Raw genomic sequence first — 11,441 nt, forward strand, 5'->3', positions numbered from 1 at the left:
TTTCCCGCAATTAAGCATGCCTCTGCGGCGATACTTAAGAGATAGGCGCGCAGAGGGGTGACATGATCAGCAAGCGTCTCCTCGGTTTCGCCTTCGCGTCCTCCGACCTGCTGCTCGAGCTCGACGCCAAGGGCTCGATCGTGTTCGGGCTTGGGTCGGGACCGTCGATCGACCTTTCGGCCGAAAGCTTCCGCGGTATTTCCCTGTGGCACAGGGTGGCACCGCCGAGCGTGGAACCATTGAAAACTCTGCTCAAGGGCCTGCGTCCGGGCGCGCGCTCGGAGCCGATCGACGTTCTCTTCCTTGCCGGCACGGACCGGATGCGACGGTCCACCGCCCGGTTCTTCCTGTTGCCCGACCTGGCGCCCAACGTCTCCTGCTCGGTCACCTGGGAGGGCCCTGCCTACCGGCTGCACGATCCGGCCGCACCGCCTGCCCTGGCCCCGGAAGCCTTCCTGGCCCGTGCCCAGCAGGTCTTGGCACCGCCGGCGGAGCCCCGCGAACTGGCCATCGCCTTCGTCAACGTCGAAGGGCTGGCCGCCGCCCAGGGCGCCGGCGAGGCCGGCGAACGGCTGAACGCCCGCGTCGAGGCCGCCCTGCAGGCCGCCTCCGTCGATGGGTCCACAGCCGGCAAACTGGGACCGGAGCGGTTCGCCCTGATTCGAGATCGCAGCGAAGAGGCTGATCTGGCCGGCGAAATGCAGGAGATCGGCCGCAGCGAAGGGTTCGAACTTTCAGCCCGGTCCACGCACTCCGACCTGACCGCCGGCGGCGAATCGCTCAGCGCCCTCCGCGCCCTGAGGGTCGCCGTCCAGTCTTGCCTGAAGGACGGGGGGACCGGCAGCCCGGAACGCAGCTTCACCGCCGCCCTGTCCCAGACCCTCAACGAGGCCCACGCCTTCCAGACCATGGTCCGCAGTCGCCGGTTCGAGTTGCACTATCAGCCGATCGTCGATCTGAAGACCGGTGCCGTGCACCATTTCGAGGCCCTGACCCGGATCAAGGGTTCGGACAGCCCGGCCGACGCCATCCACATGGCCGAGGAAATGGCCCTGATCGACAGCTTCGACGTCGCCGTGGCCGAAAAGGCCCTGAGCCGACTGCGCAAACAGGGTGCCGGTTTGCTGAAGTTCGCCGTCAACGTGTCGGGAGCTTCGCTCGCCGACGACCGCTACGTCCAGGCTCTGCTGCGGATGACGTCGTCGCAGCCGGAGGAACGCAAGCGCTTGATCGTCGAGGTCACGGAGTCCGCCGCCCTGTCGGATGTCGAGGCGGCCAACCGTCGCCTGGGTGCCCTGCGCTCGGCCGGGATCAAGGTCTGCATCGACGACTTCGGCGCCGGCGCCGCCAGCTACGACTATCTGCGCCGCCTGTCTGTCGACACGGTCAAGATCGACGGGTCCTTCGTTCAGGGGCTGGAGACCGACCCGCGGGCCCGGACCCTCATCGGACATCTGGTCGAGCTGTGCCGGTCGCTGAAAGTCGAGACCATCGCCGAGATGATCGAAACCGAGGCCGTCGCCGAAATCCTGCGCGAGGTCGGCGTCGACCAGGGCCAGGGCTGGCTGTTCGGCAAGGCCGAGGCCGAGCCGCGCACGGTGCTGACCTACAATGAACCCGTCACCGGCCGCCGGATGGGCGCCGTCGCCGGCTGGGGCTGACGAAACGCCGCCAGGCGCGGCAGATCAGGCGATCGCCGGCCGGAGGCCGCCTGGATCCGCCCCGTCCTCGCCGCATCTGCTGAATCCGGGCGCTGCTCTGGTCGAGTGACAGCAGCTGGCGGCAGCGCGGCCATGTTCCTGCATTGTTCTTGCTGATATCACCGGATCAGTTCCCATATAGCGTTGTCGCACCGGACCCCGTCCGGCGCTCCCGCGTTCCCGGCCCCCGTTTCCTGGCAGCATGACCGAAAAGCACAACTTCATTCGCGTGCGCGGCGCCCGCGAGCACAATCTCAAGGGCGTGGATGTCGACATCCCGCGCGAGAAACTGGTCGTCATGACCGGCCTGTCGGGATCGGGTAAATCCTCGCTCGCCTTCGACACCATCTATGCCGAGGGCCAGCGCCGCTATGTCGAGAGCCTGAGCGCCTACGCCCGCCAGTTCCTCGAACTGATGGGCAAGCCGGACGTCGACCTGATCGAGGGCCTGTCACCGGCCATCTCGATCGAACAGAAGACCACGTCGAAGAACCCGCGTTCCACCGTCGGCACGGTGACCGAGATCCACGACTATATGCGCCTGCTGTGGGCGCGCGTGGGCGTGCCCTATTCGCCCGCGACCGGCCTGCCGATCGAGAGCCAGACCATCTCCATGATGGTCGACAAACTGGGCGCCCTGCCCGAGGGCGAGCGGCTGCTGCTGCTGGCCCCGGTCATCAGGGGTCGCAAGGGCGAATACAAAAAGGAAATGGCCGAGTGGCAGCGCTCGGGCTTCCAGCGCCTGAAGATCGACGGGGCCTTCTACGCCATCGAGGACGCGCCGACGCTCGACAAGAAGTTCAAGCACGACATCGACATCGTCGTGGACCGGATCGTCACCAAGGCCGGGCTCGAGGCGCGCTACGCCGACAGCCTGCAGACCGCCCTTGGCCTGGCGGACGGCATCGCCGTCGCGGAATGGGCCAATGCCGAGGAGGGCCAGGAACCGCGCCGGATCACCTTCTCCGAGAAGTTCGCCTGCCCCGTCTCCGGCTTCACCATCGCCGAGATCGAGCCGCGCCTGTTCTCGTTCAACAATCCCTTCGGCGCCTGTCCGGTCTGCGACGGCCTGGGGGTCAAGCTGGCCTTCGACGCCGATCTGGTCATCCCGGACCGCGACAAGACCCTGCACAAGGGCGCGGTCGCTCCGTGGTCGCGCGGCCCGTCGCCGCTCTACACCCAGACCCTGCAGGCCCTGGCGCTCCACTACGGCTTCTCGATGGACAAGCCATGGCGCGAACTGCCCGAGAAGGCCCAGTCCGTGATCCTGAACGGCACGGGCGCGGAGAAGATCAAGTTCGTCTATGACGACAACGCCCGGAAATACGAGGTTTCCAAGCCGTTCGAGGGGGTCGTGCCCAACCTCGACCGCCGCTGGCGCGAGACCGACAGCGCCTGGGTCCGCGAGGAGCTGGGGCGGTTCCAGTCCGAGACCCCGTGCGACGCCTGCGGCGGCAAGCGTCTGAAGCCCGAGGCCCTGGCGGTGAAGATCGCCGGCAACGACATCGCCGAGATCTCGATGCTGTCGATCAGGAAGGCCTTTGACTGGGTCAGCGCCCTGCCCGACCAGCTCACCGACAAGCAGATGGAGATCGGCCGTCGCATCCTCAAGGAAGTCAGCGACCGGCTGCGCTTCCTGAACAACGTCGGCCTCGACTATCTCAGCCTGTCGCGCGCCTCCGGCACCCTGTCCGGCGGCGAGAGCCAGCGCATCCGTCTGGCGTCGCAGATCGGCTCGGGCCTGACCGGGGTGCTGTACGTGCTGGACGAACCGTCCATCGGTCTTCACCAGCGCGACAACAGCCGGCTGCTGGAGTCCCTGCGGGGTCTCCGCGATCTCGGCAACTCCGTCCTCGTCGTCGAGCATGATGAGGAGGCGATCCTGACCGCCGACTATGTCATCGACATGGGCCCCGCCGCAGGCATCCACGGCGGCGAGATCTGCGCCGAGGGCACCCCCGCCGAGGTCATGGCCAATCCGAAATCCCTGACCGGCAAATACCTGACCGGTGAGCGTGAGATCGAACTGCCGCCCGAGGGCCGCCGTCCGGTCGACCGCAAGAAGATGCTCAGAATCTCGGGCGCGACCGGCAACAATCTGAAGAGCGTCACCGGCGAGATTCCGGTCGGCCTGTTCACCTGCGTCACCGGGGTGTCGGGCGGCGGCAAGTCGACCTTCACGATCGAGACCCTCTACAAGGCGGCCGCGCGTCGTCTGCACAATGCGTCGGACGCCCCCGCCCCCTTCGACCGGATCGAAGGCCTGGAGAATTTCGACAAGGTCATCGACATCGACCAGTCGCCGATCGGCCGCACCCCGCGTTCCAACCCGGCGACCTACACCGGCGCCTTCGGGCCGATCCGCGACTGGTACGCAGGTCTGCCGGAGTCAAAGGCGCGCGGCTACGGACCGGGACGGTTCTCGTTCAACGTCAAGGGCGGGCGCTGCGAGGCCTGCCAGGGCGACGGCCTGATCAAGATCGAGATGCATTTCCTGCCCGACGTCTACGTCACCTGCGACGTCTGCAAGGGCAGGCGCTACAATCGCGAGACGCTGGAAATTGTCTTCAGGGGCAAGAGCATATCCGATGTGTTGGACATGACGGTCGAGGAGGCCGGCCAGTTCTTCAAGGCCGTTCCGCCGATCCGCGACAAGATGCTGACCCTGTCACGCGTCGGCCTCGACTACGTCAAGGTCGGCCAGTCGGCAACGACCCTGTCGGGCGGCGAGGCCCAGCGGGTCAAACTGTCCAAGGAGCTGTCGAAACGGGCCACCGGCAAGACCCTCTACATCCTCGATGAGCCGACCACCGGCCTGCATTTCGAGGACACGAGGAAGCTGCTGGAGGTGCTCCAGGAACTGGTCGAGAGCGGCAACACCATTGTGGTGATCGAGCACAACCTCGATGTCATCAAGGTCGCCGACTACCTGCTGGACTTCGGCCCCGAGGGCGGCGACGGCGGCGGCGAGATCGTCGCGGTCGGCACGCCGGAACAGGTCGCCTCCAATGACCGGTCGTGGACCGGAAAATACCTCAAGGAGGTGCTGGACCGGCACGAGACGCGTCGCAAGGCGCGGGTCGCGGCGCTGACCACCGAGGCTCCGGCGAAGAAAACGCGAGCGAAGGCCAGCGCCTGATCCCTTGACGAAACGGAGTCAGGTCGCGGGCACCTCGGGGGTCTCTTCAGACCTGCGCGCGACCGGCTCAGGCTTCGCATGGCCCTTGAACGGTCCGCGCAGGACGACCCAGACGCTGGCGCCCAGCAGGATGGCGGTCGTCACCACGCTGGCCTCCGGACCGAAGGTCGCGCCGGTCAGCCACCAGGGTGCGCCCGCCGTGGCCGTGAGGTCGACGAACAGGGGGGTGACGTCGATGACGTGACCCGACACCTCCAGCCCGAAGCCCAGGCCCAGGAGCCAGTTCCAGGCCGCATGCCAGCCGCACACGCCCCACAATGAGCCTTCGCGCGCCGCGTAGAGACCGATGAAGGTGCCGAACAGGATGATGTTGACGACGCCCAGCGCCAGCTCCTTCGTCGGCTCGGTATTGCCCGCATGGGCCAGTCCGAACAGAACGGCGTTGACGATCAGGGCGATGACCAGGCCGTGGCGCGAGGCGATCAGTTGCATCAGCCATCCCCGGAACACGATCTCCTCGGCCGAGCCCTGGACGATGAAGCCCAGCAACAGGGCGCCGATGGGCAGGAGCGCCGCGACCGCGCCGGCCTTGGCGAACACGCCCCCGCTTTCGATGCGATAGCCGCCGGCGAGCCAGATCACGCCGATCGTCGCCAGCAGGAAACCAAGCCCGATCGCATAGCCGCGCAGGAAGCGCTTCACCCCGTGCCCGTTGAAGCCGATGGTCGACAGCGGCCGCCGCTCGAACAGGACGACCCAGGCGATCAGCAGCACCGCCGTCACGCCGAAGAAGGCGACCAGCTCATAGAGTTCGCTGGCCCATCCCATCCGGGAATTCAGCCCCGCGAGCTTGGCGATCAGGACCGCGATCAGCGGCCCGCCAATCAGGAAGACTGCGGCGAGAACAACCGCAGCCACGCTCCAGGTACGTCGATGACGCTCCAGCCTCGGCGCGTAGAGTTCAATACCTGTCATGGGGGTCTCCGGTCGGACGGGTCGGCGGACAAGGGTCTGTCCTGTCATGAGGCCCCGGCCCCGGCCGATGGATGCACACACTCCGGAATTTGTTCGATCCCGCCCGGGGACAGGGCCCTGGTCGCGATCGGCTCACTCGTGCGGCAGGCCCTTCAGGTCGCGATAGGCGGCAGAGAAGGGCGCGTAGATCACTGCGAGTTGCAACGCCGAGAAGATGGCGTTGACCACCGCCCAGCCGATCAGGCCGGGGCCGGCGGCCTGCAGAATCTGCGCCGTCGTCTGGCCGTCCATCGTCGCCAGTTGCTCGAGGCCGCCGGTCGCGAGGGTGATGGGCAGGGCGATGATCGTGCCGAGAATGCTGACGAGGATCGACATGATGCAGGCGATGACCGCCATGCCCAGGATCGGCAGAACGTGGCCCTTGGTCAAGGCGAAGGAGGCGAACGGCTCAATCCTCTTCTCGGCCACGGTTACCGGGATGGCGAGGCTGAGACGGATCGCCAGCCAGATGAGGACGGCGAAGGCCGCCAGGCCGGCGAGAACTCCGACGAGGATGCCGATGCCCTGATTGGCCTGCCCGGCCAACATCGACAGCAGCACCACAGCGCCGAAGAGAACGAAGGTAACGGCGAAGTAGACGATGCCCAGGGCCACCGAGACGGCGAGCACGCGAAGTTCGTCCCCGCCCAGGCGCATGTAGCCGAAGGCTTTCTGGGCGGGAAACAGGACGGATCGCGCGACGGCAGCGTTCAGCACCGCGCCGAGCACGAGCCCAAGCGGCAGGGCGAGGGCCATAAAGCCCAGGTAGGTCTGGCCCAGGGCTTCCAGCTCCTGCTGACTGGGCTGGGCGCCTTCCAGGCTCTCGGTGGTCGCCATCAGGGTCGCCAGCGAACCACCGAACAGGCCGAAGAAGGCGGTGAAGAAGATCACATGGGCCAGGGACCAGAATACGATCGCCAATGGAGTTCGCCGCACCACGCGGAAACCCTCGAAGGCGGCCTCGGTCGCTGAAAAGGTCATAGAATCCCTCCCTGAATCCTGATTTGCGACGATTGTAGCGTATCGACCGGCGGCGCGTCTTCGACGATCGGCGTCGGAGCGGGGACGCGGTCCAGAAGTCGGCGCGCGGTCATGACGCAAGGCGCGCCATCTCCATCACTTCGGTTCGTCCGGTGACCAGTATTCCAGCTGTCGGTAGGCGGCGCCGAGGAATCCGATCGTCAGCGGCAACTGCAGCCCGATCAGCCCCAGCGCCCAGAGGATTCCCCCGGTCCGCCCGGCCAGTACGCCGGTCCCGATCAGGGTCAGAAGGACGATCGTGGGCAGGGCCGTCAGGATCAGACCAGCCAGCAGCGGCCAGAAGCTTCCGTAGGCGATGCCCATCGCGTTCAGCGACACCATCTGGCGACGTCCGAGGGTGGCGGGCGCGAACAGGGACAGGCGAACGAAAAGCAGCAACGGAATGGCCACGGCGCCGACGCCGAGCACAGCCAGGACTCCGAGCTTCCACGGCTCGCCCACCGCGGACCAGTCCCGCGCCTGGATGGCCTGAACATTGAGCTCGGCCATGCCGAAGATCGCCAGGACGACCAGGGCCAGGATGCACACGATCATCGTCAGGAACAGCAGGCACAGCAGGGCGGCACCCAGCAGCCGGGCCTCCGGCAACTTCGCCTGCAATCCCAGCGGCCCGAGGCCCAGGGCCCGCGCCTCCCCCATGTCATCGCTGATCGAAAGACGGGCGAGCGCGCCGACGGCGACAAGGGTCGAGGCCGCGGCAGCCAAAGCCCGGATCCATCCCGTCCAGCCTTCGGACGCCCAGACCATGGGCAGCAGCCACAGGGCCGCGCACAGCGCCAGGGCGCCTGCCGCGCCTGGCCACAGCAACGGCAGCACGCGCAGCGTCCGGCCCAGCGCGACCCGAAGGTTCAGGCGCCGGCCTCCTACATCCTTGTGGCTCATCAAGCCCCCTCGCTGAGCAATGCGGTTACTATAGCCGTCGATATCACGGGCTGACAGACGCCTGCTGACGAACACCGTCCGCGTGTCTAAGAAGCCGCATGACCGACCTCTCCCCCATTCACGTTATCGGCGGCGGCCTCGCCGGATCCGAAGCCGCCTGGCAGATCGCCTCCGCCGGCGTCCCCGTCGTCCTGCACGAGATGCGCGGCGTGCCCGGCGTCAGGACCGACGCCCATCACACCGACGGACTTGCCGAACTGGTCTGCTCCAACTCCTTCCGCTCCGACGACTGGGAGCACAACGCCGTGGGCCTACTGCACGCCGAGATGCGGGCGCTCGGTTCGATCATCATGTCCTGTGGCGACGCGCATCAGGTCCCGGCCGGCGGCGCCCTGGCCGTCGACCGCGACGGTTTCTCCCAGGCCGTGACGGCGAAGCTGGAGGCCCATCCCCTGGTCACCATCCAGCGCGAGGAGATCGCAGGCCTGCCGCCGGAGGCGTGGGACAGCGTCATCGTCGCCACCGGCCCCCTGACCTCGCCTGCCCTGGCCGAAGCGATCCTGTCGCTGACCGGCGAGGAGAGTCTGTCGTTCTTCGACGCCATCGCCCCCATCGTCCACGCGGACTCCATCGACTTCGACATCGCCTGGCGCCAGTCGCGCTACGACAAGGAGGGTCCGGGCGGAGACGCCGCGGCCTACGTCAACTGTCCGATGAACAAGGCGCAGTACGAGGCCTTCGTCGACGCCCTGATCGACGGCCCCAAGGCCGAGTTCAAGGAGTGGGAGAACGTCCCCTATTTCGACGGCTGCCTGCCGATCGAGGTCATGGCCGAGCGCGGCCGCGAGACCCTGCGCCACGGCCCGATGAAGCCCGTCGGCCTGACCAACCCGCGCGACCCGCTGGTCAAGGCCCACGCCATCGTCCAGCTGCGTCAGGACAATGCCCTGGGCACCCTGTTCAACATCGTCGGCTTCCAGACCAAGCTGAAGCACGGTGCCCAGGCCGAGACCTTCCGCATGATCCCGGGCCTGCAGGACGCCCAGTTCGCGCGCCTCGGCGGCCTGCACCGCAACACCTATCTGAACTCACCCCGGCTACTGGACCGCCAGCTGCGCATGAAGTCGATGCCGCGGCTGCGCTTCGCCGGTCAGGTCACCGGGGTCGAGGGCTATGTCGAGAGCGCCGCCACGGGCCTTCTGGCCGGCCGTCTCGCCGCCGCCGAACGGCTTGCTCAGGCAGGTTTGGGCAAGCCGCTGGACGCGCCCGAGGCCCACACCGCCATCGGCGCCCTGGTCGAACACATCACCGGCGGCCATCTGGCGGGATCCAAGTTCCAGCCGATGAACATCAACTATGGACTTCTGCCCCCCCTGGAGGCCCCCAAGGTCGACGAGGCCGGGGTCAAGATCCCGATGAAGGAACGCGGCCGGGCCAAGAAGCGCCTGATGAGCATCCGGGCCCTGCGCGCGCTGGAAGCCTGGCGGGACGCGGCCTGATCGATGCTGAATCCGGTCAAGGTCGCGATCCGTCGCCGGATCAATGAGCTGTTCAACGACTACGAACGCGGCGAGCGGCCGGCCCTGCGCCGCGCCGACGCCCTGTTCCCGACCGACGCCGTCGCCTGGCGAGTCAACGGCGACATCGTCACCATGATGATCGGCGGAGTGTCGGGCCTGCTGCTGCAGATGCTGCATCCGGCCGTGCTGGCCGGGGTCTGGGACCATTCCGACTTCCGGGCCGACATGCACGGGCGGCTGAGGCGGACGGCCAAGTTCATCGCGGTCACCACCTTCGACCATGCCTCGAACGGACAGGCGGTGATCGACCGCGTGAAGGGCATACACCGCAAGCTCGGCGGAACCCTGCCCGACGGTACGCCCTACAGGGTCGACGACCCGGCCTTGCTGGCCTGGGTGCATGTGACCGAGATCAAGAGCTTCCTCGACGCCTGGATCCGCTATCAGGATCCGCAGATGTCGATGGCGGATCAGGACGCCTATTTCGACGAGATGGCGCGCATCGGCCTGGCGCTCGGCGCAGACCCCGTGCCGCGCGATCGTGCGTCAGCCGAGGCCCTGATCCAGTCGATGCGGCCCGAACTGAAGGCCGACGCCCGCACGCGCGAGGTCGCCGCCCTGGTCATGGGTCAGAGGATCGGCGGCCCGGCCGAGGGCGTCGCGGCCGGTCTGGTCATGGCGGCGGGGGCGGACCTGTTGCCGGACTGGGCCCGCGCCATGCATGGCCTGCCCGCCGCATTGCCCGTCCAGCGGTTCGGGGCCCGGTCGCTGGCCCGCACCCTGGACTGGGTCTACCAGGGCTCGCCCAACCGCAAGGTCTGGCCCGATCAGGTCAGCGTCTGGCCGGAGTAGCCGTCAGGCCAGCCAGAACCAGGCGCACAGGCCGAACTGCGCCGCTGTCGCCAGCACGAGCCCCGCGACCAGCATCAACTCGACGCGATCCGGCCGCCGCAGAGGCGCGGCCCCGGGCGAAGGCGGGCGGGCCACGGTGGGAAAATGGTGAACGCTCAACGACTCGTCTCCGGCAATCCTCCGAAGATACACGATTCGAACGCCAACTCTCGCGTGTCAGCCCAGGCCAATCACCCGCACTGCGCGGGGGTCGGGGCCCCTCTACTGAAGCGGGGCCCGTCTCAGCGCCTGCAGATTGGCCGAACCGGTGCAGAAACAGGCCGTGCGCAGCTGGCGGATAACGATCTGAAAATGCGCGACCACCGCCTCGGTCGAGACGGTCGCGGCCTGGAGCACGCCCGCAGCCTGCCCGACGACGTCGGCACCCAGCCGGATGGCCTTGGCCGCATCCACCCCGTCGCGGACGCCGCCCGATCCGATCAGGACAACGTCCGGGCAGGCCGCGCGAACCTGGGCGATAGCCATGGCGGTCGGAATGCCCCAGTCGGCGAAGACGAGCGCATGCGCCTTGTCGGCCGGATCGGTCGCCCGCTCACCCTCGATCAGCCCCCAGTTCGCCCCACCCGCTCCGGCAACATCGAGCCCGGCCACGCCCATGTCCGCCAGTCGCCGCGCCGTCGCCGCAGAGAGGCCGGCCCCGGTCTCCTTGACCACGACCGGCGCGTCGAGCTTCCTCACCAGCGCCTCGAGGGCCGCGCCGACGCCCCACCAGTCGCGGTCCCCCTCGGGCTGACAGGCTTCCTGCAGCGGATTCAGATGCACGATCAGGGCGTCGGCGCCGATCATCTCGATAACCCGGCGCGCCTCATCGACGCCGAAGCCCCGGATCAGCTGCGCCGCGCCGATATTGGCCAGGATCGGCGTGTCGGGTGCCCGTCGACGCAGCGACGGGTCCAGTCCACTCGCCCCGCCCTCCAGAGCCGCCCGCTGCGACCCGACCGCCATTGCAATCCCGAGCGCCTGGGCCGCCTCGGCCAGGTGGGCGTTGATCGCCTCCGCCCGCGCCGGGCCGCCGGTCATCGAACTGATCAGCAAGGGGGCCTTCAGCCTGCGCCCCAGGAAGTCGGTGCCGAGATCGATCCTGGCGTGGTCCAGATCAGGCAGGGCCTCGTGCATGAACCGGATCGCGTCGAACCCGGCGTCCCGCGCATGTCTTCCGCCGCCCGCCAACACGACGTCCAGATGCTGGTCCTTGCGGTCGCGGATCACGTCGTCGGTCATGCAGGACTGCTT

At 67.7% G+C, this 11,441-nt stretch carries 9 protein-coding genes; 4 read left to right on the plus strand and 5 right to left on the minus strand.

The window, feature by feature from the left end:
* Positions 1–62 precede the first annotated feature (62 nt).
* Positions 63–1,661 carry an EAL domain-containing protein gene (locus ACW18A_RS10045; RefSeq protein WP_492021579.1) on the plus strand — a complete coding sequence of 533 codons (1,599 nt, stop codon included), beginning with the start codon at positions 63–65 and terminating at the stop codon, positions 1,659–1,661.
* Positions 1,662–1,902: 241 nt separating this feature from the next.
* The gene (gene uvrA / locus ACW18A_RS10050) at positions 1,903–4,839 is read left to right on the plus strand and encodes an excinuclease ABC subunit UvrA (protein WP_492021580.1); all 2,937 of its coding nucleotides are present in this window, start codon (positions 1,903–1,905) and stop codon (positions 4,837–4,839) included.
* Positions 4,840–4,857: 18 nt separating this feature from the next.
* On the opposite strand, the gene ACW18A_RS10055 is transcribed toward uvrA, so the two are convergent.
* The 3 genes from ACW18A_RS10055 to ACW18A_RS10065 form a co-directional block, all read right to left on the minus strand.
* On the minus strand, positions 4,858–5,814 hold the full coding sequence (locus tag ACW18A_RS10055) for a CPBP family intramembrane glutamic endopeptidase (protein ID WP_492021581.1): 957 nt from the start codon (positions 5,812–5,814) through the stop codon (positions 4,858–4,860).
* Positions 5,815–5,946: 132 nt separating this feature from the next.
* The gene (locus ACW18A_RS10060; protein WP_492021582.1) at positions 5,947–6,834 is read right to left on the minus strand and encodes a hypothetical protein; all 888 of its coding nucleotides are present in this window, start codon (positions 6,832–6,834) and stop codon (positions 5,947–5,949) included.
* A gap of 135 nt (positions 6,835–6,969) precedes the next feature.
* Positions 6,970–7,776, minus strand: a complete 807-nt coding sequence (locus ACW18A_RS10065; protein ID WP_492021583.1) for a hypothetical protein — start codon at positions 7,774–7,776, stop codon at positions 6,970–6,972.
* Positions 7,777–7,874: 98 nt separating this feature from the next.
* Between ACW18A_RS10065 and trmFO the strand changes: the two genes are divergently transcribed.
* Positions 7,875–9,275 carry a methylenetetrahydrofolate--tRNA-(uracil(54)-C(5))-methyltransferase (FADH(2)-oxidizing) TrmFO gene (gene trmFO, locus ACW18A_RS10070; RefSeq protein ID WP_492021584.1) on the plus strand — a complete coding sequence of 467 codons (1,401 nt, stop codon included), beginning with the start codon at positions 7,875–7,877 and terminating at the stop codon, positions 9,273–9,275.
* Positions 9,276–9,278: 3 nt separating this feature from the next.
* A complete protein-coding gene (locus ACW18A_RS10075) occupies positions 9,279–10,148 on the plus strand; it encodes an oxygenase MpaB family protein (RefSeq protein ID WP_492021585.1) in 870 nt (289 codons plus the stop codon).
* Positions 10,149–10,151: 3 nt separating this feature from the next.
* Here ACW18A_RS10075 and ACW18A_RS10080 read toward each other — a convergent pair whose 3' ends face one another.
* Both ACW18A_RS10080 and fni read right to left on the minus strand, forming a co-directional pair.
* A complete protein-coding gene (locus ACW18A_RS10080) occupies positions 10,152–10,307 on the minus strand; it encodes a hypothetical protein (RefSeq protein ID WP_492021586.1) in 156 nt (51 codons plus the stop codon).
* Positions 10,308–10,409: 102 nt separating this feature from the next.
* Positions 10,410–11,429, minus strand: a complete 1,020-nt coding sequence (gene fni / locus ACW18A_RS10085; protein ID WP_492021587.1) for a type 2 isopentenyl-diphosphate Delta-isomerase — start codon at positions 11,427–11,429, stop codon at positions 10,410–10,412.
* Positions 11,430–11,441: the final 12 nt, after the last annotated feature.

The sequence above is a fragment of the Brevundimonas sp. AVps5 genome (assembly GCF_058681515.1).

Excerpts from the sequence above, each read along its gene's own strand:
- ACW18A_RS10045 (WP_492021579.1), top strand. The coding sequence starts at position 63 with ATGATCAGCAAGCGTCTCCTCGGTTTCGCCTTCGCGTCCTCCGACCTG.
- uvrA (WP_492021580.1), top strand. The coding sequence starts at position 1,903 with ATGACCGAAAAGCACAACTTCATTCGCGTGCGCGGCGCCCGCGAGCAC.
- ACW18A_RS10055 (WP_492021581.1), bottom strand. The coding sequence starts at position 5,814 with ATGACAGGTATTGAACTCTACGCGCCGAGGCTGGAGCGTCATCGACGT.
- ACW18A_RS10060 (WP_492021582.1), bottom strand. The coding sequence starts at position 6,834 with ATGACCTTTTCAGCGACCGAGGCCGCCTTCGAGGGTTTCCGCGTGGTG.
- ACW18A_RS10065 (WP_492021583.1), bottom strand. The coding sequence starts at position 7,776 with ATGAGCCACAAGGATGTAGGAGGCCGGCGCCTGAACCTTCGGGTCGCG.
- trmFO (WP_492021584.1), top strand. The coding sequence starts at position 7,875 with ATGACCGACCTCTCCCCCATTCACGTTATCGGCGGCGGCCTCGCCGGA.
- ACW18A_RS10075 (WP_492021585.1), top strand. The coding sequence starts at position 9,279 with ATGCTGAATCCGGTCAAGGTCGCGATCCGTCGCCGGATCAATGAGCTG.
- fni (WP_492021587.1), bottom strand. The coding sequence starts at position 11,429 with ATGACCGACGACGTGATCCGCGACCGCAAGGACCAGCATCTGGACGTC.